Annotated in this window: 21 protein-coding genes; 15 read left to right on the forward strand and 6 right to left on the reverse strand. The window is 61.9% G+C overall.

What is annotated here, in order from left to right:
* Positions 1-33: 33 nt before the first annotated feature.
* The 12 genes from HWE04_RS12475 (at position 34) to HWE04_RS12530 (ending at position 12,511) form a co-directional block, all read left to right on the forward strand.
* On the forward strand, positions 34-672 hold the full coding sequence (locus HWE04_RS12475) for a type II secretion system protein (RefSeq protein ID WP_241812586.1): 639 nt from the start codon (positions 34-36) through the stop codon (positions 670-672).
* Positions 669-1,394, forward strand: coding sequence for a type II secretion system protein (locus HWE04_RS12480; protein WP_241812587.1), 726 nt, complete (start codon positions 669-671; stop codon positions 1,392-1,394). Before HWE04_RS12475 ends, HWE04_RS12480 begins: the two co-directional genes overlap by 4 nt.
* 15 nt (positions 1,395-1,409) lie before the next feature.
* A complete protein-coding gene (locus tag HWE04_RS12485) occupies positions 1,410-1,934 on the forward strand; it encodes a toxin co-regulated pilus biosynthesis Q family protein (RefSeq protein WP_241812588.1) in 525 nt (174 codons plus the stop codon).
* 18 nt (positions 1,935-1,952) lie between these two features.
* Positions 1,953-3,668, forward strand: a complete 1,716-nt coding sequence (locus HWE04_RS12490) for a secretin N-terminal domain-containing protein (RefSeq protein ID WP_241812589.1) — start codon at positions 1,953-1,955, stop codon at positions 3,666-3,668.
* On the forward strand, positions 3,661-5,019 hold the full coding sequence (gene pilO2 / locus HWE04_RS12495; protein ID WP_241812590.1) for a type 4b pilus protein PilO2: 1,359 nt from the start codon (positions 3,661-3,663) through the stop codon (positions 5,017-5,019). The genes HWE04_RS12490 and pilO2 overlap by 8 nt, the downstream gene beginning before the upstream one ends.
* Complete coding sequence (locus tag HWE04_RS12500) at positions 4,997-5,677, forward strand: hypothetical protein (protein ID WP_241812591.1); 681 nt, start codon at positions 4,997-4,999, stop codon at positions 5,675-5,677. The genes pilO2 and HWE04_RS12500 overlap by 23 nt, the downstream gene beginning before the upstream one ends.
* 50 nt (positions 5,678-5,727) lie before the next feature.
* Positions 5,728-7,377, forward strand: coding sequence for a GspE/PulE family protein (locus tag HWE04_RS12505; RefSeq protein ID WP_241812592.1), 1,650 nt, complete (start codon positions 5,728-5,730; stop codon positions 7,375-7,377).
* On the forward strand, positions 7,374-8,462 hold the full coding sequence (locus HWE04_RS12510) for a hypothetical protein (protein ID WP_241812593.1): 1,089 nt from the start codon (positions 7,374-7,376) through the stop codon (positions 8,460-8,462). The genes HWE04_RS12505 and HWE04_RS12510 overlap by 4 nt, the downstream gene beginning before the upstream one ends.
* A 146-nt stretch (positions 8,463-8,608) precedes the next feature.
* A complete protein-coding gene (locus tag HWE04_RS12515; RefSeq protein WP_241812594.1) occupies positions 8,609-10,789 on the forward strand; it encodes a polymer-forming cytoskeletal protein in 2,181 nt (726 codons plus the stop codon).
* Between the two features lie 3 nt (positions 10,790-10,792).
* A complete protein-coding gene (locus tag HWE04_RS12520; RefSeq protein WP_241812595.1) occupies positions 10,793-11,116 on the forward strand; it encodes a hypothetical protein in 324 nt (107 codons plus the stop codon).
* On the forward strand, positions 11,117-11,569 hold the full coding sequence (locus tag HWE04_RS12525; RefSeq protein WP_241812596.1) for a lytic transglycosylase domain-containing protein: 453 nt from the start codon (positions 11,117-11,119) through the stop codon (positions 11,567-11,569).
* 48 nt (positions 11,570-11,617) lie between these two features.
* Positions 11,618-12,511 (forward strand): prepilin peptidase, encoded by an 894-nt coding sequence (locus HWE04_RS12530; protein ID WP_241812597.1) that lies wholly within the window; start codon positions 11,618-11,620, stop codon positions 12,509-12,511.
* Positions 12,512-13,046: 535 nt separating this feature from the next.
* On the opposite strand, the gene HWE04_RS12535 is transcribed toward HWE04_RS12530, so the two are convergent.
* Entirely contained in the window at positions 13,047-14,657 is a 1,611-nt protein-coding gene (locus HWE04_RS12535; protein WP_241812598.1) for a methyl-accepting chemotaxis protein, read from the reverse strand.
* A gap of 205 nt (positions 14,658-14,862) precedes the next feature.
* Positions 14,863-16,269 carry an aminotransferase-like domain-containing protein gene (locus HWE04_RS12540; protein ID WP_241812599.1) on the reverse strand — a complete coding sequence of 469 codons (1,407 nt, stop codon included), beginning with the start codon at positions 16,267-16,269 and terminating at the stop codon, positions 14,863-14,865.
* Between the two features lie 220 nt (positions 16,270-16,489).
* Here HWE04_RS12540 and HWE04_RS12545 point away from each other — a divergent pair, with 220 nt between their 5' ends.
* The 3 genes from HWE04_RS12545 (at position 16,490) to HWE04_RS12555 (ending at position 20,799) form a co-directional block, all read left to right on the forward strand.
* A complete protein-coding gene (locus HWE04_RS12545) occupies positions 16,490-17,800 on the forward strand; it encodes a hydroxymethylglutaryl-CoA reductase, degradative (RefSeq protein ID WP_241812600.1) in 1,311 nt (436 codons plus the stop codon).
* A 67-nt stretch (positions 17,801-17,867) separates the two neighbouring features.
* Entirely contained in the window at positions 17,868-19,088 is a 1,221-nt protein-coding gene (locus HWE04_RS12550; RefSeq protein WP_077238264.1) for an ABC transporter substrate-binding protein, read from the forward strand.
* Between the two features lie 478 nt (positions 19,089-19,566).
* Entirely contained in the window at positions 19,567-20,799 is a 1,233-nt protein-coding gene (locus tag HWE04_RS12555) for an MFS transporter (protein ID WP_241812630.1), read from the forward strand.
* 34 nt (positions 20,800-20,833) lie between these two features.
* Here the strand turns inward: HWE04_RS12555 and HWE04_RS12560 are convergent, their stop codons facing one another.
* The 4 genes from HWE04_RS12560 to HWE04_RS12575 form a co-directional block, all read right to left on the reverse strand.
* Positions 20,834-21,169 carry a helix-turn-helix domain-containing protein gene (locus tag HWE04_RS12560; RefSeq protein ID WP_006464438.1) on the reverse strand — a complete coding sequence of 112 codons (336 nt, stop codon included), beginning with the start codon at positions 21,167-21,169 and terminating at the stop codon, positions 20,834-20,836.
* Between the two features lie 94 nt (positions 21,170-21,263).
* Entirely contained in the window at positions 21,264-21,638 is a 375-nt protein-coding gene (locus HWE04_RS12565; protein ID WP_006464437.1) for a helix-turn-helix domain-containing protein, read from the reverse strand.
* A gap of 4 nt (positions 21,639-21,642) precedes the next feature.
* The gene (locus tag HWE04_RS12570) at positions 21,643-22,032 is read right to left on the reverse strand and encodes a hypothetical protein (protein ID WP_006464436.1); all 390 of its coding nucleotides are present in this window, start codon (positions 22,030-22,032) and stop codon (positions 21,643-21,645) included.
* A gap of 9 nt (positions 22,033-22,041) precedes the next feature.
* Positions 22,042-22,422: a hypothetical protein gene (locus HWE04_RS12575; protein WP_241812601.1), complete on the reverse strand. Its 381-nt coding sequence runs from the start codon at positions 22,420-22,422 to the stop codon at positions 22,042-22,044.
* Between the last annotated feature and the right edge of the window lie 36 nt (positions 22,423-22,458).

A 22,458-nucleotide genomic window follows, 5' to 3' on the forward strand; every position in this document is an offset into this window, starting at 1 on the left:
AGGGGCGGCATTAAAGAAAATATCCGCATTCCTATGAGAAAACACCACTCCGGCTACACATTGGTAGAGCTCTCCGTGGCCCTGGCCCTGGCCGGCATGATCGTGCTGAGTAGTATTACCGGCACGACATGGCTGCTCGCACAACAGAGAATCAATGAACTCTCCGCCGAGAATGGTAACGCGATCAGGCGCATCAACGATGCCTATGACCAATTGCCCAACTATGGCGGTTTGACCTTGCGGCAGGCAGTGTCCTTCGGCGCGTTTAGCCACTTCCTCATCACCCGGCGCGCCGGGAACAACGTCACCGTGACCCATCCATTCGGAGGTGCCGTCGGCGTAGCACCGATCGGAGTCGCGTCCCGGGCTTGGGGCTTATACCTGAATGCCATCCCGACAGAGCACTGTGCCGACCTCTTGTTCCAGTTCGCGCCGATAGCTGATGCACTTGTGGTCTTTCCCGACGGAATGGCCGACCCTGTTGGCTGGGCCCTCATTGTCGGCCTTGACTCCAACCTGCCTGCGATCACCATTAGCGCTGGCCTTAACGTCGCCGTCCCGCGCATCGTCAGAAATCTGGGCCAGGATCTTGCTCCTGCTGCGCTGTCCGCGGCCTGTCGAGACGCTGGCAACAACTTCGGTGTACTGCTAGTGAGATCCAAACTACGATGACCCCTTTCACCCTATCCCAGCGGGGCGACACCAGACACATCCATGGCAGAGCCTCCTACGCCCCTTTGCGACGGCTGCGCCAATGTGGTTTCACGCTGATTGAGTTATCCGTCTCAATGGCCATTTCCGCCATTCTGGTAGTGGCCTCGCTGGAGGTATTGCGCGAGCAGCTTGATCAGGCCGAGGTAAGCTCGTCATCCCGTTTTTTGCAACAGACGATGCTGTCACTGCAGAATTTTTTGGTGAACGATGACGGTTCCGCCCCAATCGATACCGGCACACTAGCCAGCGGTGCCACCGTGGCCCGGCAATATGTAGGGGCTGGCGTCGGTGACAAGACCCAAATCAACAATACCTGGGGCGGGCGGTTGTTCTTGGAGCCATTGATCGGCGGCGGCAGGAGCAGTTGGGTATTGCATGTATCAGGTCTGCCTGCGCGCCTGTGTCCGGCCATCGTGCAGAACCTGGAATCGACCCTGAATACTGCCGGACTACGGCACGCCCTGGCCGGCGCGGCCACTACCGGTGAAGATGTCACCAAACCGGCCCTGCGTTCGGTCGCGCTGAATGCAAACCGTGCGCTGACCACGCCGCTGGCCAACGTGTTTGTGATCAAGAGTGACCCCTATACCCCTCTCAATCCCGCCACGCTGAGCCTCCTGTGCGAAACCGCTCTCCCTTACTTCACCCTCTTCCTCACGAGCAATAACCACGCTCTCTAGGCATGACATCTACTTATGAACAAAGTCACGGTTCACCTCATTCATCGCACCCGCCCTTGCGGCCTGCCCCGTCGGTGGCTACGTGCCTTTGCCCTCCTGGCGGTCTGCATTCCCGTCCATGCCCAGCAAGTGGGGGGGCATGATCCGACCAATGCAGAGGCACTTGCCGCCACTGGGCGCGCCTCCGCCTGGCTGCCCAAGGGCGCCGCGATTGAACCCGAACTGACCAACGGCATTGGCGTTTCCGCAATAGACCATCATCCTGACCCGGGTGTGCAGCAGTGGCAGGTACGACGTGCCGATGTCTCGGTGCGCCGCATGCTGCAGCGGTGGGGGCAAGAAGCCGGCTGGCAGCTGGTGTGGGATGCACCGCGCGATTTCCCCATCGAGACCGAGCTGCAATTATCCGGTCGTATCGAGCAGGTGGTCAGCGCCGTAGTGGAGTCACTGGCCACCACCGACTATCCGGTGCAGGCACGCATCAACAGCGAGCTGCGCATCATCCGCATCGGCGGCTATCTGGAAGGTAAGGCTCGCTGAGGCCCATCAAGGTAACTTATGACCATCGAACAGATCATCGTCCCCCTGAACCAGTTCCATCTGCCGGCGGTGCAGCGTCTGCGGCAAGGCCGCCGTTGTGCTCACATGCTTATCCTGATCATTGGCATCAGTGTCTTGTGCACCGCGTGCAGCACCTGGCGCCGAGCCGATCGGACCCTGGACAAGGTCATCACCCGCACGGACAGCTCACGCGCCGAACTGACCACGCCCCAACCGCGCCCGGCTTATGCGATCAAAGACACGCGCCTGATCATCGCAACACGCTCGATACCTCTGTCACGCGAGGCAGCACTACCGGATGCGATGCGCCAGGTGGCCTTCCGCTTCCCGGGACGTTATTCCGTGGCCACCATCGTCGAGCGTATCGCCAGCGAGACCGGCGTACCGATGCTGCTCACGCCCGACGCGCTCATGCCGGCCTCGCGCTTCACAGTCGGAGCCACAGCCGGCGCGGCACTCGCCGCAGCCGCCCTGCCGCTTCCGGGTACGCAGGGCAGCGCGAGCGAGAAAAGCGCCTTCGGCGAAAAGAATCTGAGCGATCTCAACTTCAGCAACCAGACGTATGGCAATACCTATGAGCTCAACTACGCCGGCTCGTTTGCGGGCCTGCTGGATTACGTGGCCGTGCGCGCAGGATTGCAGTGGAAGTACGAGGATGACCGCATCCTCTTCTATCGCCTCAGCACCCGTACCTTCTTCGTCAAGACCCTGAGTACCTCCTTCAAATACTCCGCTTCGCTGTCAGCCTCGACTGGCGGCGATGGTGGAGGCAGTGGAGGCAACGGCGGGGGTGGAGGTGGTGGAGGCGGCGGAGGCGGCAGTTCGGCCAGCATGGATTTCGAATCCGACTTCTGGGGGGGTATCGAAAAGACCTTGGGGTCGCTCATCTCCGGCGGCGGCAAATTCTCGGTCGACGGCAAATCAGGCGTGATCACGGTGACCGATGCCGCCGAACCGATGAAGGCCGTGGAAAACTATATCGAGCAAGTCAACAAATCCTTGATGCGTCAAGTCAGCCTGGAAATCCAGGTGCTGTCAGTACAGTTGAACGACGAATTCTCGGCCGGCATTGACTGGAACGTAGTGCGCAACGGTTTCTCGTCAACCACCCCCGCGGCGCTGTTGCCCAGCCAGTCCGGCAGCCCCTTCACCATCGGCTACCAGAACGGCAACGGCACTAACGCGATGATCAAGTTGCTCAAGACATTTGGGCGGGTCTCGACCACCTATTCGGGGGTAGCCGTCACCTCCAACCGGGTCTCGGTACCGCTGATGGTGGTCAACCAGCAGGCCTACCTGAAGCAGACCCAGGCGGCAGTCGTCGCTGGCGGACAGGTGGGCAGTGTCACTACGACCGGCCCCAGCCTGACGCCGGGGCAGATCAGCACGGGCATGTCCCTGGCCTTCTTGCCGGTGGTGCTGGATTCCAACCAAGTGCTGTTGCAGACCTATATCAACATCTCCAGTTTGAAGGGTCTGCCCTCATTCAGTTCATCCGGGCAAACCATTCAACTGCCCAACGTGAGTGCCTTCACTGTAGGCCAACGCATGGTGGTGCCTTCGGGGGAAACGCTGGTCATGCTGGGGGATGACCAGGCCCAGACCAATTCCAGCAACAGCGGCAGCGTCGATGGCCTCGCCGCCAGCAAGACCGCTTCCAACGTCCGGCAATCCTTCGTGATCCTGATCACCCCACGACTCACCGATGTTTAAGACTCTACTCAACAAGAAGCCGGTCTGCAGAACCCGACCGGTCGTAGACCACAGCCGTATCTTCCCGAAAGAGAAGGTGGCCCTGGTGGCTGGCCTGCACTGGGTGCCATTGACCAAGGGCGAACGGAGCAAACTCTTCAGCGCTGCCCGGGCCGAGGACGAGCACAGCTATTGCATCACACCTGATGGTACACAGATCGGCTTCTTCTCTTCCAACCCGGGTGGTCATGGAAAGGGGCGGGGCGCACTGGTCTCGCTGGCACTGCTGTTAGGCCAGAACTATTCGCACGGCGGCGAAGAAATCTTCGCCTTCCACGTCGATACCAGGCGCAGCTGCGTGGTCGTGCTGCGCGACGGACAGCCGGTGCCGGGATTTGATGTCATCGGCAACACCGAGGTAGTGAGCGAGCGCATCAACACCTTCCTGCAGCTCACCGACTCGGGCTCGGTACGGCGGGTCGGTGCGGTCGATCTGCTGGGCAATGTGGAAGAGATCGACTGGGACCTGGTGCTGGACGAAGTCACGGCCAAGGTGCGCCTGAAGAAGATTCCCGACATCAGGAAAATGCTCGTTTTGCTGGCGGTGTCGGCGGTCGTGTTCGTGGTGGGCTTCGGCGCGGTCACCTACAAGCTGGCCCGGGACAAGAAGCTCGCCAACGAGCAAGCACGCATCGCCAGTGATCCCAACATTGTCTACGAAAACAAGATTGACGTTGATCTGGCGGCTGTTACCGGTATCGGCCAGATCAGCCTTCAGCGCATGGTGGGCGGTCTGAAGCAAATTCCGCTTCAGATCAAGGGCTGGCGACTGAGCAAGGTGGAATGTACCCCGGCCCTGTGTAATGCCTCCTGGATCCGCAGCTACGGCAACTTTGCCGAGTTCGGACATGCGCTGCCACCCTCGGCGATGGGCCAGCCGCAATACGACGTCTTCAGTCCCGACGATCTCACCAGCGCCCAGTTGGTGACGCAGCACCGCCTGGACAATGCTGGGGCGGTCGTACCTCCACCACCGAAGCTGACGCGCGCGGCATTGCCGCTGCGCAGCACAGTGTCATCGAAGTTCTTCAGCACCCTGCAAGACCTATCCATGATGGATATCAAAGTCAAGGTGGAGCCGGCACAACTGTTCGCCGGACAAGGAGACGTCAACCAACTGGTACGCCCGGTAGTCAACGCGGTCTGGGCCATAGAAGGACCACTGTGGACCATGGAGGACATCGTGCTGGAAGACTACGTGGCTATCGATAGCATCACGGTCGAACTCGACACGGATAAGACCGTCGCGCCCATTGAAAAGACCCGCTACAAGCTATCTGGAAAATATTATGCAAAAGGTAAAGACTTCTAACTTGCCGCCGATGGTCGCACTCACCGCCTTGCTGCTAGGCGCGGCGCTACCCTGCCATGCCATGGACGCAGCAGCACCGGCCGATGCGAGCGCCAGCCGTATCGACCAGAGCGCCACTCTGGGCGACATGATCAAGCTCGCCAAACAGGTCGGAAAACGGGAATTCGCTGCCCGCCTCAATCCAGCCAGCAAGAATCCCTCGAAGGACGTTCCTGCTGAACCCGTGGTGGAAAGAAATCCGGTGCTGCTGGGCCTGTACGGAATCGACCGCAATTACAAGGCCGAACTTGATGTCAACGGCCAGTCACGCGTAGTGCCTGTGCCTGGGCCGCTGCGCAAGATGGGGCCGTGGAAATACATCATCCTCATGGAGGAAGGTGTGCTCTTGACCAAGAGCCCCCAGGACAGCATCAAGGCGGGCAGGGAAAAACGCGGTGCGGCGGTGCAGGCCTGCCAGCAACAGGAGACCTGCCTGTTCCTTTCCGTGCCCAAGGGCGGCGACGATTCGCGCGCGTTTGTCACAGCGGATACGCAGGCACGCCATCTGGCCAGCCAGTTACCGGGAAAAGGCCGACTACCGCCCCTGGAATTCGGCGGCAAGCCCCAGAGCCCGGGCGATCGCGTCAATATGGGTAATACGGCACCGGCCTTGCGTTGATAAGCGGCATCCACATGCTTCCCGAAAAAAAGTCATCACCGAACCTGGAAATGGCCCATCTCCGGCGCGCCGAGGAACTGCCGCAGTTCCGTAGCGTGCTGGAGATGTGGCCGGCCAAAAAATACCGCACTTTCAACCAGGAGCGCATCGCCGTGCTCAACATGGAAGCGGGCCTGATTGCGATGGTTGCCACCCGGGGCGTGAACCTGTCCTCGGAGTGGTTCCACATCCTCGACCGCCTCAAGCGCGACGGCAAGACGCCGCGCATGTTCTTCACGGCCGAGCCTATCGTCTTCGAGATTCTTGACTATCAGGTCGCTGCGACTCATGAGGAAGCGGCGACCAGGGCGGTATCGGGGATAGACCTGATCATCGCCGAATCCAAGCCCTTGAACTACTTCGCCGACATGGTCGGGCGCGCCATCGAAATCGGCGCCAGCGATGCCCATCTCGAGGTGCGCGGTGACTATGCCACGCTTAACGCCCGCGTAGATGGCGTGATACGCCGCATCGGCAGCTATCCGGCACAGATCGTCATCGATGCCGTGAGCGCTGCCTTTACCGTACAGGCCGAGGAATTGTCGCGTTCGGATGCCGCCTTCAATGCCCGTCTGCCGCAGCAGGCCATGATCCCGATCCGCAACAAGGAGCGGGATTTCACGCTGCGCTACCAGAGCCACCCCTCGGTGGGCGGTTTCGATGTGGTGCTGCGGATCCTGCATTCCAGCGCCAGTTCCTCCAGCAAGGTCAAGACCCTGCCCGAACTGGGCTACCTGCCCAGCCAGGTGGAGCAGCTGGACCTGGCCATGCAATCGGCCTGGGGCGGCGTGTTCGTGGCTGGCGTGACCGGATCGGGCAAGACCACCACGCTCAATTCCATGCTGTCGATGCTGGCTGCCGGTGGCGAACGCAAGATCATTTCCATCGAAGACCCGGTCGAGTACATCGTGCCGGGCGTGACCCATCTCTCGGTGCAGCGGACCAATGCCATCGGCGCGGAAAACCCTTTCCTCAACGCCATGCGGGCCTTTCTGCGGCTTGACCCCGATATCGGCATGTTCGGCGAGGTGCGCGATCCGCTCTCCGGTGAAATCGCCCAGGCCGCCATCGAGACCGGCCACAAGATCTTCACCACCGTGCATGCCACCTCGGCCCTGGGCATCGTCTCGCGCCTGACCTCCAAAATGGTAGGACTGGACCGGCATGCCGTCTGCAATCCGGAATTCCTGTCCATCCTGGTCTATCAGGCGCTGCTGCCCAGGAACTGCCCGCATTGCAAGCTGCCCGCGAGGGAGCGCCTGCCGGCTGAGGAGTTGAACGCCTACGAAACCGTGTTCGGTCTCGACATCGACCAGATGATGTGCGCCAGCGACAGCGGCTGCGCCCATTGCCGCATCCCCGGCGTGGATTACAGCCAGCTGTCGCACGCCGGTACTCGCGGCGTATGCGTGGCGGCCGAGGTGATCACGCCCGACAACGACCTGCTGCGCCTCCTGCTGGCCGGACGCGACCTGGATGCGCGCGACCACTACCATGCCGCCCGCGTCGCCCCCTTCGATGCCCGGGACATGCGCGGCAAGGCCGCCTGGGGCCATGCCCTCTACAGCCTGACCCAGGGGCAGATCGACCCCTATTACTTCAAGACCACCTTTGGTCATCCCAAAGGATTCCGCCAGATCGTGCACAAGAGAATGTCATGAACGTATTCGAACACCTGCAACTTAGCATGGCCAAGCGCCAGCTGCGCGCACGCCGGGCCGAGTTCTACTTCGACCTGGCCATGTCGCTGGAAGACCGGGTGCCGCTGTTCTCCACCTTCAAGAAGTATGAGAAGCGCGCCCGCAAGCGCGACCGCGGCATGGCCCTGCTGTACCGCCACATCCTCAGGAATGCCATCAACGGCTCCCTGGCCACGGCGCTGGAGGGCGTGGCGCCCACCTCGGAACTGATGATGCTCGATGCCGCCCAGACCGCTGGCGACGCCAGCGTGGCCGAGGGCCTGCGCTTCCTCTCCGGCACGGTGGAAAAGACCGAGCGCATGACGGCTGCCATCAAAGGCGCGGTGATGTATCCGCTGTTCCTGATCGCGCTGTTCTACGCCATCCTGCTGGGCTTTTCATTCTACGCCATTCCGGTGCTGGAATCGATCATGCCCGTCACCGAATGGCCGGCCTCCGGCAAGGCCCTGGCCGCCGTTGCCAACGGCGTGCGGCACTACGGGCTGCTGATGATCGGGACCAATGTCATCCTCTTCATCGCCTTCATGTATTCGTTGGCCCACTGGGCCGGCCCAAGCCGACGGCCGTTCGACAAGCGCCTGCCCTATAGTGTCTACCGCGACTATTCGGGTGCCATGCTGATCGTCTCGCTGGCCTCGCTGATGCGCTCGGGCATTTCGCTGCGCTCGTCACTGGAGCAGGCGGTGCGCTACTCGACCCCATGGATGCGCTGGCACGTCCGCAGCATCCTACGCGGCATCAGCTCTGCCAACGCTGAAAACTTCGGCGCGGCCTTCGGCACCGGCGTGCTCAATCAGGATCTGGAAGACCGCATCATGGACGCCTCCGAACGCCGCGATCCGGTGGAAGCCTTCGTCAAGATCGGCACCGGCTCCATCGACCGCATCGCCACCTCCATCGAAAAATCGTCTGCCCGTCTCAACAGCGTGATGCTCCTGCTCTGCGGTGTCGCGCTGGCCTCCATGCTGCTGGGCTTCATGGCGACCACGCAACAACTGCAGAGTGCCGTGCAAAAGAAAACCCAACAAACCTCGCAGAGGAACTGATGACTCCCCTACTTCATCGCATCGCGCAGCAGCTGCTGTGCTTCCCCCGGTGCAGTCTTCTCCTTGCCCCCCATCGGCACCCACGGCGCCGCCCCTACCGCCGACAACGCGGTTTCGCACTAGGCCAGGCACTGGTGACCACGGCCATGCTGGGCACAGCCGGCGCGGTTGGCACCGACTGGGCTTCGCAGCAACGCCAGACCGCCGTGCTGGAAGCGCAGAACGCTGCCTATGCCCGCATCAACAATGGCATAGGCGCGTACATGACACTGTACTATCCGCACATCATCGACCGTAGCACCTACCCCGACAGCTGTGCCAAGGTCAGCTATCCAGCCTCAGGCAGCCCTGACAAATCATGCTATTTCACGGCCAGCTACACAGATGCTGCCGGCGCGAGCAAGACACATCAGGTCACCAACATCCTGCAGCCAGCGCTGACCGACCTGCAGACCCTCGGCCTGGTGGACCGGCAGATTCCTGCCGCTCCCTTGTTGCCGGTGCATGCCACGGTGGTCAGGGGCGGCGCCACCGCCAGCGCGGCCACCAAGAATGACAACATCTACGGCATCGTCATCAAACGCACGCCGGCCGGGACCGACATCAATCTGGACTCGCTGGTCTTCAACGTACAGCCCTATGCACTGGTGCAGGCGGACATGTCGGCGCTGCTGCGCATGTCCAACGGTGTGGGTGCAAGTTCGGGGTTACCCGATCGTGACGCCACCACCAGCAGCATCAATCCCAAGTTCGATCTGAAAGCCTACGCCGGTGCCTGGAGCGCGGCCAATCCGGTGCAGCAGCTGGTGAAAAACGTCACTACGGGCGTACCCGGCATCCTGGCCTGGCGCAATGGCTACGCGGCAGCCGCCACGCTGGAGCTGATTCGTCGCGATGGCTCGCTCAAGCCGACGGCAGACTGGGATTTTGCCAACCATTCCATTACCAATTTGGATCAGGTGAACGCCAAGGGCATGAACACGACCACCCTGACCAGCGGCAGCGTAACCACCGGCACCCTGACAGCCGATAAGGCCGCCAAGCTCAACAGCACACTGGATGTCGCAGGTACGCTGACGGCACTGGGCAAGATGGTGGTTCAGGGCGCCACGGATATCCAGTCCCTGGTGGTCAATGGGGAGGCCACCTTCAAGGCACCAGTGAAGATGGATAAATCCCTGGAGGTGTCAGGCCAGTTAAAAGCCAACGGCGGCGTACGCACCGGCAACCTTAACATCGAGAATGGCGCCCAGTTTTCTAGCAGCGGCGCCCGTCTCCTGGCCTATGGGAATCACGTCACAGTGGGGATGGGCTGTCTAGAGAATCTCGCCCTGGCGCAGGACAGCAACGGCCGCCTGATGATGTGCACCTCCAACTACTGGGAGGCGGCCAACAGCAACTATGGCCTGAGCCAGGTCAAAGCTGGCGACAGCTGCAGCCCGGAGGGTTCAGCCGCCTATCTGCCCAACGGCCTCATGGCGATCTGCAAGGGCAGCAAATGGCAAGCCGCGGCCATGGGCAACCAGGTGGCGGGTCAGTCCTGCACCACGAAAGGCATGATGGCCGCCGAAATCACGGCGCAAGGCGTAGCCAACCTGCTGGTCTGCCAGGCCGGTAGCGGTGGTGGTCTGGCCTGGTCGGCCAGCATCTATGCGCGCGCCAAGGCGGAAGTCGCTAAAGAAGGAGACAACTGCAATACAGATCAGATCAATGCCATGGCAAGCAACAGCAACGGCAATCAGTCGGGCATCCTGCGGTGCATATCCAACGGTAGCGGTGGCGCCCAGTGGAAAATGCCCTTCAAGAAGTATACGGAAGAGATCATCGATCCCAACGAATATCTGGCCGTTGATTTTCGCTGGATGGACTGGCACCGCAATCAGCTCGGTTCGAAGTGGTGGGGCCAGACAATCCCCGGGCAGATTACCCTGAAACACTGGAAAAATGGCGAACTTGTCAATAAATGGGATAACGTCAAGGATAGATTCGGCGACGACAAGGGACTCTATCATGTGGACGCAGCGGCGGGCGGCAACTATCCAAACGAGAACTACAGCCATGCGCGCTTCCACTTCAGCTACATCACGCCCATGGAGCCGTCGGAATGGACCGAGCCAATGTTCAGAAGGCCGGCCTTCACCTGCATGAATTGCTATCTCGATGATGATGGGCGGAGCAATGGCCCAGACAGACGAGAAGTCGATTTCAAACCGATGTACCTCGAATTCAAGTTCTATAACAAAGGCGGAGGCGAGAACGGCGAGATCCACTACTACCAGCTCATCATGTTCAAGAAAAAACGCTGGACCTACCTGACCACGGAATGAGCGATGCACGCTGCCGAATTGATGTTGATCCTGCTCTTCCTGCTCCTGGCCTATGGCGGCCCGTTCTTGCTGGGCTACCTGTACTTCCGCCTGCGGCGCGCACGACGGGGTGACGTACCAGTCGCTGCCTCCGGCCGGACGCGCTCTGCCGCGCTACCTGTGCTCTGCGTGGCGACCTTGTTGCTGGCCTTTGGACTCGGCCACTTCCGGGTGCTGAGCTACCCCGGCGCCATCATGCTGTCGATGGTGCTGGGAGCGCCGGTGTTCTTCCTCAGTGCCGCGCTCGTGGTCGAGGCCAGGCCCTCCGCCCCGGAGGAAGAGCGCTGAATGTACCGTCCCTATAAAGCCCTGATACTGGCCGCCACGCTGTCGAGCACCTTGTGCGCTGATCCGGCGGGGGCGGCCAACCTGTGCTTCGAACAGGCGGGGGCGCGCTATGGCGTATCTCCGTTGATCCTGCAGGCCATTGCCCAGCAAGAGTCGGGCATGAATCCCAGTGCACTGAATCGCAACCGCAACGGCACGCGCGACATCGGCATCATGCAGATCAATTCCAGCTGGCTGGGATTTCTGGCGCGCTACCGCATCAGTGAATCTGACCTGCTTGATGCTTGTACCAACATCCATGTCGGCGCCTGGATACTCGGTTCCAATTTCCAGCGCATGGGTGTGAGCTGGGAAGCCCTCGGCGCCTACAACGCCGTCAGCCCGGACAAGCGCGCCCGCTACGCCACCCAGGTGATCGCCCGCCTGCGCCATCTGCTCAGAGAAGCCAGGTAGTCAGCGGTGCGTCGGCACCGCTTCTCCCCTCCCCTCAAGGAACACTGCATGTTTGGATTGGCCCACGCACTTTTCGCCGACACCAGGTTCGTCATCAGCGCTGCGGCGCTGGGCGGACTCTTCATTGGCAGCTTTCTGAATGTACTGATCTATCGCCTGCCATTGATGCTGGAAGCGGCCTACGCTTACCCACACGAGCAGGAATCACTGGGTGCAGGACAGCTGCCCTCGACACCAGTGACACTGGCGACACCAGTAGCGCCACTGACACTGGCCACGCCCCGCTCGCATTGCCCTGCCTGCAAGCGTCCGGTACGCCCCATCGAAAACATTCCGGTCCTCAGTTACCTGTTCCTGCGCGGCCGCTGTGCCGGCTGCCAGGCCCGCATTCCGCTGCGCTATCCCTTGATCGAATTGGGCAGCGCCCTGCTCGCTGCCGGCGCCGCCTGGCACTTTGGCCCGACGCTACAACTGGCGGGCGCATTACTGCTGCTGTGGACGCTGACCGCCCTCTTCTTCATCGACCTCGATCACCAGATCTTGCCCGACTGCCTTACCTTGCCGCTGCTCTGGTTGGGTCTCCTGCTCAATTCGTTTGCAACCTTCGTCCCCCTGCGCGATGCCGTCTGGGGTGCGGTCGCCGGGTATGCGGCACTGTGGAGTATTTTCTGGATCTTCCGCCTTTTCACCGGGAAGGACGGCATGGGCTACGGCGACTTCAAACTGCTCGCCGCACTTGGTGCCTGGCTGGGATGGGCATCGCTGCTGCCGATCATCGTGCTGGCGTCGACCGGTGCGGCGGTGGTCGGGTTGTGGCAGATGCGCCTGTGCGACACCGGCCGTGAACAGACCATCGCCTTCGGCCCCTACCTTGCAGTCGCGGGCGCGGTGGCGCTGTTTTGGGAAATGGGGCGGTGGGTGGGGGATTTGATGTTGATCTGAGCCTGTTGCCCGCCTGCCTGAGCAATGAACGACTCAGAAAAACTCGTTAGTGGCCTCGCTTGCCAGCATTAGGACCACATGGAAGAACTATTCCTTCATTTTCTTCGATCGATTGTTGAAGTCGCATGCCTTGTCTTTACGCGCGCATTCGCGTGGCCACGTCAGCTCATGTGGCTAAACAATGCAGAACACTTCATCACAAGATGTCTTGTATCGTTTATCGGAGGCTGCATTACCTCCGGTTTCACACTCTTACTAGTGGAACAGCTATCTATTTCGTCCACCAAATTTCTCACTATCAGCTTGTTTCTTGGACCATTTGTGGTGGCATGCCTTTTCCAAGAGATTGCGCGCTACCACATGATCATTGATTCGTCCTACCCTCGTCGTTACTTGTCGCAAGCGCTTGGGTACGCACTAGGTTTCGCCTCCATGAGATTCTTCATTTTCCCCATTTGCGCCATGATCGCCGAGGCGTTTCGATAGCAAACCACGGCTGGCAACGGCCCACGCGGGGCCGTCTTCGAAGTGCGATTCAACCCGGCAGCGTAGGCCCGGTCGGCGTGACGTCGATCTCGCGTCGCACAACCGGTTCGCCCTCGCTGAGGCGGAACACGCTGACCATCTGCATCAACTGACCGGCCTGGTTCTGCATCGACGCAGCGGCAGCGGCCGCTTCTTCCACCAGCGCGGCGTTCTGCTGGGTGACCTGATCCATCTGGGTGATGGCCAGGTTGATCTGCTCGATGCCGCTGGTCTGCTCGGCGCTGGCGGCACTGATCTCGGCCACGATATCGGTCACGCGGCGCACGCTGCTGACCACTTCCTGCATGGTATTACCGGCCTGTTCAACCAGACGGCTGCCGTCGTCGACCTTCTCCACCGAGTCGTTGATCAGTTCCTTGATTTCCTTGGCGGCCGAGGCCGAACGCTGGGCCAGGGAACGCACTTCGGACGCCACCACCGCAAAGCCGCGACCCTGCTCGCCGGCACGGGCCGCTTCCACAGCCGCGTTCAGGGCCAGGATGTTGGTCTGGAAGGCGATGCCATCAATCACGCTGATGATTTCCACGATCTTGCGCGAGGAGGCGTTGATGGCGCCCATGGTGTCGACCACCTGGTTGACCACGCCCCCGCCCTGCTCGGCCACGGCCGAGGCGGAATGCGCCAGCTGGCTGGCCTGGCGGGCGTTGTCGGCGTTCTGGCGCACGGTGGAAATGAGTTCTTCCATGGCCGAGGCGGTTTCTTCGAGCGAACTGGCCTGCTGTTCGGTGCGAGAAGACAGGTCCAGGTTGCCGGCAGCGATCTCGGAAGAGGCGGTGCTGATGGTGTCGGTACCGGTGCGTACGTTGGTGACGATGCCACGCAGGCTGTCGTTCATGTCCCGCAGGGATTGCAGCAACTGGCCGGTTTCGTCACGCGTACTGACCTGAACCTGGGCCGAGAGGTCGCCTTCGGCCACCTTACGCGAGACGGTCACGGCCGTATGCAGCGGCTTGGTGATGCCCAGCGTCAGGTAGCGTGCCAGTACGATGCCCAGCAACAGGATCAGGCCTTCCAGCACCAGGATCAGTACCCGGCTCTGGGCGGCGATATCGTCGATTTCCTTGGCGGTGTCATCGATATCCTTGCGCTGCAGATCGACCATGTCGCGCATCAATTGCTGATACAGGGCAGCGGCCGGCACGAAGGTCTTGTCCAGCAACTGCATGGCCTCATCCACCTTGCCCTCGGCCTTGAGCTTGACGATCTGGTCGCGCGAGGACAGGTAGATCTTGCGTTGCTCGCCGATCTTCTGGAACAGCTCCTTTTCGCGAGGGGTCACCAGCAGCTTCTCTACCGCCTTCTGGTATTCGGTGGAACTACGGGTGGATTCGGCCGCCTCGGCGGCGAAATAGGGGCCCAACGACGGGTCGCTGCTCTTGGCAATGGCCAGCGTGCGGCGAATGCCGGACGAGAGATTGGTGTACCAGTCCCCCATGATCCGCTCGGTCTTGAGTGGATCGCTCATCATTTCACGGGTCGCAGAGGAGACCTGCTCCAGTCGCCACAGGCTCATCCCCGCCACCACCACGGAAAAAGCCAGGATGACGGCAAAGCCGAGCGTGAGGCGTTTGCCAATATTCATATTGCCTAAGATGTTCATTTGAGATCCGTCCCGAGTGAAGCACCCGACAGGTACTCCCCCATTAGTTAGCATGCTTTCATTATTCTTTTGACCACGGCAACCCCGATTGCCGCTGCCTTGCACTATGGCACGCGGGATCAGGCTGGACAAGAAAGCAAAGGGCAGAACACACGGGCAATGCGGCCTCACTTCCCACGGGCGGCGCGCTCGGGACGGCTACGCCTCAGCCGCCGGGAATGCCGCTGGAAGTGATCATCATTTCCGCCACCGCCGACGTGAACCGGGGATCAGACAATAAGCCGACATTGAAGCGCGACCAGGGTACATCCTGCTCGGGATCCACATGGAAAATGCTGCCCGGCGCCAACACGATATGGCGCGCCATCAGGCCCTGGGCCAATTGCCTGGCATCCGGGAATGCCGGAAACCTAGCCCACAAGTACATGGATTGCTGCGGCGCGCAGAACAATTGCGCCCCCAGTTGCTGCAACTGGTGGCAGGCGGCTTCGGTGGCCTGGGTCAGGCGATCGCGCAGACGCGCAGTGTGGCGGCTGAAGTGGCCGTCGGAGAGGATCACGTCCAGGGTCCGCTCGCAGTATTCGGAACTGCTCATGTGGACCAGCATCTTGATGTCGGCCAGATCGCTGGCCAAGTCACGATGGCAGGCAATGAAGCCCACCCGCAAGGCCGCCGAGACCGACTTGGAAAAGCTGCCGATGTAGAGCGTGCGGCGCAACTGGTCCAGTGTCGCGATACGGGGCGCGGTGGCCGGCTTGAAGTCGGCGAAGGCATCGTTCTCGACGATCAGGGCATCGTAGCGGTCAGCCAGTTGCAGGATCTTGTGGGCCTTGTGGGGCGAGGTGTCGGAGGCGGTCGGATTGTGCGCCAGCGACTGCGTGAAGAACAGCGGCGGCTTGCCCGGCAGCTTCAGTTCGCGCTCCAGCGCATCCACGTCCGGCCCGTCCGGCAGGCGCGGAATGCCGACGATGCGCGCCCCCGAGAGCTTGAGCTTGCCATAGAGCATGTAGTAGCCCGGCTCGTCGACCAGCACCCGGTCACCGGGGCGCACGAAATTGCGGATCACGATATCCAGCGCCTGGTTGGCACCGTGGGTCAGGACGATCTGGCCGGTGCCGGCATCGATGCCGTGCTGGGCCAGTTTCTGTACCAGATGCTGGCGCAACGGCAGGTAGCCGAAACGGCTGCCATAGCCGAACAGCGCGCCCATGCCGGTGCGCACCACCTTCTGATGGAACTTGTCCAGCCGCACGTCGTGCAGCCATTCCACCGGTGGAAAACCGTCGCCCAGACGCAAATGGCCGGGGTCGTGCTTCAACTGCTCGCGCATGAGCCAGACCACGTCCATGGCGCGGCTCAGGCTGCCCTCCTCTTCTTCCTTCGGGCGCGGCGGTGTCACGCAGACGAAGAAACCGGAACCGCGCCTGGGCTCCACCACGCCCTGGGCCGTCAGTTCATCGAAGACGTTGACGATGGTGTTCTTGGCGCAGCCGTGCCGCGCCGCCATCTCGCGGATCGACGGTAGCCTGCTGCCGGGCGGGTGCAGGCCTTCGGCAATCTGGCGGCGGATCAACTGGACCAGCGTGCTGGTGAGGGTGGGTGCGTCAGCCATGGCAATGGGTCTCCGGCGAGGCCCCTGGCAGGCCCGTGGATGGAAAAATATGAAGATTCTTGCTGCAATGCAAAGGGATTGTCTTGGGTACAGTTCACTTGCTGTTGGCCACAACTGTACCCATGCGCAATGGTACACGCTTGCTATCCTGCCTGCGCTGCCCGGACAAGGCTTCCTCGCCCGGGCTGACGATACCAACGACAACCAGTGAGACAAACGCATGCGCAATGACACGCTCCCGGGTGCGGCCCCGGATTCCCGCCTGCCCGGCTTCCGTTCCCTTGCTCCCGCCGCGCGCCTGGCCGAGGTGAGCCGGCTGGCCCACCTGGATGAAGCCGAGCAAGCCCTGCTGGGGCAGCCCGGCGCCCTGCCGCTGACGACCGCCAACGGCATGATCGAAAATGTGGTCGGCACCTTCCAGCTGCCGCTGGGCGTGGCCGGCTACTTCCAGCTGAACGGCCGCGATGTGCTGGTCCCGATGGCGGTAGAAGAACCATCGGTGGTGGCCGCCGCCTCCTTCATGGCCAAGCTGGTGCGCGCCTGTGGCGGCTTCCAAACCTCCAGCAGCACGCCATTGATGCGGGCGCAGATCCAGCTGATCGGTGTGAACGACCCGCACGGGGCGCGGCTGGCCATCCTCAAGGAACGCCAGGCCATCATCGACATCGCCAACAGTCGCGACCAGTTGCTCAACCAGCTGGGGGGCGGTTGCCGTGACATCGAGGTGCATGTCTTCCCGGATACCCGCCGCGGCGCCATGGTGGTAACCCACCTGATCGTGGATGTGCGCGATGCGATGGGCGCCAATACCGTCAATACCATGGCCGAGGCAGTGGCCGGCCACATCGAGCAGATCACCGGCGGCCGGGTGCGGCTGCGCATCCTCTCCAACCTGGCCGACCTGCGCCTGGCGCGGGCGCGGGTGAAAGTGTCGGCCAAGGTGCTGGCGACCGAGCAATACAGTGGCGAGGAAGTCATCAACGGCATCGTCGATGCCTATGAATTCGCCGCCGTCGATCCTTACCGGGCGGCCACCCACAACAAGGGCATCATGAACGGCATCGACCCGGTGATCGTCGCCACCGGCAACGACTGGCGGGCGGTGGAAGCCGGTGCCCATGCCTATGCCTGCCGCCAGGGTCGCTACACTTCGCTGACCCATTGGGAAATCGCCGCCGACGGCGACCTGGTGGGCACGCTGGAAATCCCCATGCCGGTGGGCCTGGTGGGCGGTGCCACCAAGACCCATCCGGCGGCGCGGGCGGCGCTGAAGATCCTGCGCGTGCAAAGCGCCCAGGAACTGGCCGAAGTCGCCGTGGCCGTGGGCCTGGCGCAGAACATGGCGGCCCTGCGCGCCCTGGCCACCGAGGGCATACAGCGCGGCCACATGGCGCTGCACGCCCGCAACATCGCGCTGGCGGCCGGTGCCGAACCGGCGGAAATGGACTGGCTGGTGCAGCAGATGGTCGCCAGCCATGACGTGCGGGTGGACTATGCCCGCCAGTTGCTGGCGCAACGTCGCCAGGGCTGAGGGGCAGTACGGTAATCACGAACCACGAGCCGCCACCAGGCGGCCGATAAAAACGAGGAGACAAAACATGACTACATCGACCAAACTGCGCCTGCTGGCCGCGACCTGCGCCGTTGCGGGCGCCTTCGGCCTGGCCGGCCCGGCGGCGGCTCAGGTGTCCAATGACGCCGTGCGTATCGGCTTCATCACCGACATGTCCGGCCCCTATGCCGATACCGATGGCCTGGGCGGCCTGGAGGCGATCCGCATGGCGGTGGCCGACTACGGCGGCAAGGTGCTGGGCAAGCCCATCGAGGTGATCTCGGCGGACCACCAGAACAAGGCCGACATCGCCGCCACCCGTGCCCGCGAATGGGCCGACGAGCGCGGGCTGGACATGCTGATCGGCGGTGTGAACTCGGCCACGGCCCTGTCCATGAACAAGGTGATGGCCGAGAAGAAGCGGGTCTACATCAACATCGGGGCCGGTACCGCGCGCCTGACCAATGAGGAATGCACGCCCTATACCGTGCATTACGAATACGACACCGTGGCCCTGGCCAAGGGCACGGCCAGCGCGGTGATCAAGCAGGGCGGCAAGTCCTGGTTCTTCCTGGTGGCCGACTATGCCTTCGGCCATTCGCTGGCCAACGACACCAGTGCCGTGGTCAAGGCCAGTGGCGGCACGGTAGTGGGCTCGATCAAGCACCCGCCGCAATCCTCGGACCTGTCGTCCTTCCTGCTGCAGGCCCAGGCCTCCAAGGCGCAGATCCTAGGCCTGGCCAATGCCGGCGAGGACACCGTCAATTCGATCAAGGCCGCCAAGGAATTCGGCGTCACCAAGACCATGAAGCTGGTGGGACTGCTGATGGTGATCAACGACATCCACGCCCTGGGCCTGGCCAACGCCGAGGGCCTGATGATGACCGACAGCTGGTACTGGGACAAGGACGAGCCCTCGCGCAAGTTCTCCGAGCGCTTCTTCCAGAAGATGAAGAAGATGCCCAGCACCCACCAGGCGGCCGCCTATTCAGCCACCATGACCTACCTGAAGGCGGTGGAAGCGATTGGCACCGATGACTCGACCAAGGTGATGGCGCAGTTGAAGAAGACCCGCATCGACGACTTCTACAACAAGGGCTACATCCGCGCCGACGGCCGCAACATCCATGACATGTACCTGTACCAGGTGAAGTCGCCGGCCGAATCGAAGAAGCCCTGGGATTACCTGAAACTGCTGGAGACCATCCCGGGCGAGCAGGCATTCACCACCGTGGCGGAATCCAAATGCAGCCTGCTCAAGCAATGAGGTGACGGAAATCGGCCCCTGAGCCAGGGTTAACCGGTGTTGTAGGCACAAAAGGACGGAGAGGCCCGCAGGACGGGCCTCTCCGCTTTTTTATCTTCACATTTTCCATACGAAATGTGACGAAAGCCTGACCAATCGTGCGAACTTTGCAGAGAAGGCCGGTCCAGGCTTGCCTAAGCTCCCGCTTGCGCCTACTCTTGCAAGCCCGCCTCACGACCAATACCCCTGCCATGGGCGCCGTTCATGACACGGCGGGACAATATCGCGCACGCTCATCCGTCAGCGACGACACAGCGTCAGGCCACGTTCACGCCGGCCAGGACGCGAAGACACGGCAGAACTGCCCTACCGATACGCCAAGGAGCCCCTTTTGAGTCAGCCCCAAGCCAACCGCCCTGCCCGCCCACCTACGCCACCTACGCCCTCCACGCCACCGACTCCGTCCAGCCCGACGGGCTTCACCCGCTACCAGAAGACCGTGACCGGCCTGCTGGCCTTCCTGCAATTTGCCGTCATCCTGGACTTCATGCTGATGTCGCCGCTGGGCGCGGTGATCATGCCGGCCATGCAGATCACGCCGCAGCAGTTCGGCCTGGTGGTGTCAGCCTATGCCTTCAGCGCCGGGGCCTCGGGCCTGTTCACGGCAGGCTTTGCGGATCGCTTCGACCGCAAGCGGCTGCTGCTGTTCTTCTATGGTGGCTTCGTGCTCGGCACAGTCTGGTGCGGCCTGGCGCAAAGCTTCGAGAGCCTGCTGCTGGCCCGCATCGTGACGGGCCTCTTCGGCGGTGTGATCGGCTCCATCACGCTGGCGATTGCCACCGATCTGTTCGCCCCGCATCTGCGCGGGCGTGTCATGGGGATCATCCAGACCTCGTTTGCGGCCAGCCAGGTGTTGGGCATCCCGATCGGGCTGTACCTGTCCAATACCTGGAACTGGCATGTCCCCTTCCTGGCCATGGCGGCGCTGGGCGCCATCGGGGGATTGGTGGTGAGCATGAAGATGCAACCGGTGGACGGTCACCTGAAGCTCAAGCAGGAGCACAGCGCATGGATGCACCTGTATCACACCATTACCGAGCCGCGCTACCTGATTGCCTTCGGCACGACGGCCTTGCTGATGACAGGTGGCTTCATGCTCATGCCCTTCAGCAGTGCCTATCTGGTCGGCAATCTGGGCATCGATCTGCACCACCTGCCGACGGTCTATCTGGTCACCGGCCTGTGCACCATCGCATTTGGTCCGCTGATCGGGCGCGCCGCCGACAAGGTCGGCAAGTTCCGGGTGTTCTGTTTCGGGGCGGTGCTGTCCATCATCATGGTGTTGATCTATACCCACCTGGGGCCGGTGACGGTACCGATGATCGTGCTGATCAACGCGGTGCTGTTCCTGGGGATCTTCTCGCGCATGATTCCGTTCCAGGCGCTGGTCTCGTCCATCCCTTCGCCCACCCAGCGGGGTTCGTTCAATGCGGTGAGTGCTTCGATCCAGCAACTCTCCGGCGGTCTGGCCTCGGTGGTGGCCGGGCATATCGTCACGCTCGGTCCTGAGGGACAGTTGCGCCACTTCGATGTGGTCGGTTTCGTGATCGTCGGCACGACCTTGCTGGCCTCCTTGCTGGTGTGGCGATTGAACCGCGATGTGCAGTTGCGCGCAGCCGCCACAAGCGCAGCGGCTACGGCAACGACCGCGGCCCCGGGCGCAGGTGGCTGAGCGCCACCGCGCCCGGCGGGGCTGGCCGCACGCTTCAGCCGCAGTCCCGCCCCGCATAACCTGCCAGGATGCGGATGATTTCCCGCCCCTGGAGGTCCGAACGGCAGTAGTGATCGACCAGCAGCCGTACGTCCTTGTCTCCCTCCTGCGGTAGTACCTCGGGCTCGCTGCCGGTCAGCAGCCAGTTGAGGTCCACCGCCAGTTCACGATGCAACTGCAATAACAACTCGCCACCGGGCATGGCCTTGCCGGCTTCCAGCCAGCTGATGTGTCCGGTGGATGTATTGAGGCGCTGACCCAGCTCGCGCTGGCTCAGGCCGTTGGCGAGCCGGATCTCCTTGATGCGGCCGCCGATTTCTTCACTGAACATGTCCTCTCCTCAATACGGGCAGGCCATGCGCGCTGCCCGTATCCCTCGCCGGGCCTGCCTGACAACGCCGCCGGCAAGACCACAGGCATTAATTTCAGCCGCGCTTGACGACCAGAAAACTCGCCACCATCATCACCAGCGACTTGCCGCGTTCTGTAGCGCGGACATAGTCCTTGATGAGACCCTTGACGTGAAAGCCGTGGCGCGGCGGCAATTCTGCTTCCATGCCACTGAGCAGCCAGTTGATGTTGACGTCGAACTCACGATGCAAAGTACGCAGGAAGCGCCCACCCGGCATGCTGTGTCCCAGCTCCACACAACTGATATACGCACCGGACGTCCCCAGGCGACTGGCGAAGTCACGCTGGTTCAAGCCGCTGGTCAACCGGATCGCCTTGAGCCGTTCACCGATGGCTTCCTTGGTTTCGGTCACGGACTTGGTGGGTGCGATATCGATCTCTCGCTTCATCTTCTTATCCTCCGAAAGGGTAGAACATTGCATGCACCGCATCGGGCGCATGCATGTTGTGGGCATCGACGAAGTGCAGGTGGCCGTCGATGCTGGACCCCGAATTGAAAAAGTCGAAGTGTTCGCTCTGCATGAAAATCTGCTGCAAGGTCAACACCCCATCACTGAATTCGATGCGGCGATTGGGGTTCACCAGTGCATCCAGCGCCCCCTCCCGCAACAGGATCTGGCCACCGCCACGCAGCACCAGCAGCAGGTCGATACCGAGGCTGCGCACATCCTTGATCGATTCGATCGGAATCTTGCGCAACGCAGTGCCGGCCTGTCTCACATCGATCGTATAGGTGGTCTTGCCCACCAGGGCTTCCTCGATGGAACTTGCTGCATCTGACATCGGCTATCCTCATTCAACCTTCTGAATACGGATTTCCAGCGCCTCTGTGCCGCTCTGGCGCGCCGCCGGGACCGGCTCGATGCGTTGGCGGATACGGGCCGCCGGGACACCCACGGAGAGCAGGTGGTTACCCGCCTTGTCGGTCTGTCGCACCCGCACGAATCTTTCACCGTCGGAATTGCTGTCGGTCGGGTCGTCGGTGGGCAAGAGAGGGGTGTTAACGCCCCTGACCCTGAGGCTGGTGCCGCTGCCGGGCTTCCATTGCTTGCCCGAATCCAGGCTGTATTCCCAGGTCGCGTCATTTTCCAGGCCGGCCACGTTGACGGTTCCGTCGTTGGTCCTGATCTCATTGGAACTGGTGCGGACAGATTTCGCCAGCGCCATCGTCATGACAGCAGGTGGCGTCGTGTCCAGGATGATCGTTAC

The sequence above is a fragment of the Herbaspirillum sp. C7C2 genome, from assembly GCF_022627865.1.
GTDB classification, from domain to species: Bacteria; Pseudomonadota; Gammaproteobacteria; order Burkholderiales; family Burkholderiaceae_D; genus Herbaspirillum; species Herbaspirillum frisingense.

Bases quoted from the DNA above. Each gene is read 5' to 3' on its own strand.
- HWE04_RS12530 (WP_241812597.1), top strand. From the start codon at position 11,618: ATGTTTGGATTGGCCCACGCACTTTTCGCCGACACCAGGTTCGTCATC.
- pilO2 (WP_241812590.1), top strand. From the start codon at position 3,661: ATGTTTAAGACTCTACTCAACAAGAAGCCGGTCTGCAGAACCCGACCG.
- HWE04_RS12475 (WP_241812586.1), top strand. From the start codon at position 34: ATGAGAAAACACCACTCCGGCTACACATTGGTAGAGCTCTCCGTGGCC.
- HWE04_RS12480 (WP_241812587.1), top strand. From the start codon at position 669: ATGACCCCTTTCACCCTATCCCAGCGGGGCGACACCAGACACATCCAT.
- HWE04_RS12545 (WP_241812600.1), top strand. From the start codon at position 16,490: ATGCGCAATGACACGCTCCCGGGTGCGGCCCCGGATTCCCGCCTGCCC.
- HWE04_RS12575 (WP_241812601.1), bottom strand. From the start codon at position 22,422: ATGACGATGGCGCTGGCGAAATCTGTCCGCACCAGTTCCAATGAGATC.
- HWE04_RS12490 (WP_241812589.1), top strand. From the start codon at position 1,953: ATGACCATCGAACAGATCATCGTCCCCCTGAACCAGTTCCATCTGCCG.
- HWE04_RS12570 (WP_006464436.1), bottom strand. From the start codon at position 22,032: ATGTCAGATGCAGCAAGTTCCATCGAGGAAGCCCTGGTGGGCAAGACC.
- HWE04_RS12535 (WP_241812598.1), bottom strand. From the start codon at position 14,657: ATGAACATCTTAGGCAATATGAATATTGGCAAACGCCTCACGCTCGGC.
- HWE04_RS12540 (WP_241812599.1), bottom strand. From the start codon at position 16,269: ATGGCTGACGCACCCACCCTCACCAGCACGCTGGTCCAGTTGATCCGC.
- HWE04_RS12560 (WP_006464438.1), bottom strand. From the start codon at position 21,169: ATGTTCAGTGAAGAAATCGGCGGCCGCATCAAGGAGATCCGGCTCGCC.
- HWE04_RS12485 (WP_241812588.1), top strand. From the start codon at position 1,410: ATGAACAAAGTCACGGTTCACCTCATTCATCGCACCCGCCCTTGCGGC.
- HWE04_RS12520 (WP_241812595.1), top strand. From the start codon at position 10,793: ATGCACGCTGCCGAATTGATGTTGATCCTGCTCTTCCTGCTCCTGGCC.
- HWE04_RS12500 (WP_241812591.1), top strand. From the start codon at position 4,997: ATGCAAAAGGTAAAGACTTCTAACTTGCCGCCGATGGTCGCACTCACC.
- HWE04_RS12550 (WP_077238264.1), top strand. From the start codon at position 17,868: ATGACTACATCGACCAAACTGCGCCTGCTGGCCGCGACCTGCGCCGTT.
- HWE04_RS12505 (WP_241812592.1), top strand. From the start codon at position 5,728: ATGGCCCATCTCCGGCGCGCCGAGGAACTGCCGCAGTTCCGTAGCGTG.
- HWE04_RS12525 (WP_241812596.1), top strand. From the start codon at position 11,117: ATGTACCGTCCCTATAAAGCCCTGATACTGGCCGCCACGCTGTCGAGC.
- HWE04_RS12510 (WP_241812593.1), top strand. From the start codon at position 7,374: ATGAACGTATTCGAACACCTGCAACTTAGCATGGCCAAGCGCCAGCTG.
- HWE04_RS12515 (WP_241812594.1), top strand. From the start codon at position 8,609: ATGCTGGGCACAGCCGGCGCGGTTGGCACCGACTGGGCTTCGCAGCAA.
- HWE04_RS12565 (WP_006464437.1), bottom strand. From the start codon at position 21,638: ATGAAGCGAGAGATCGATATCGCACCCACCAAGTCCGTGACCGAAACC.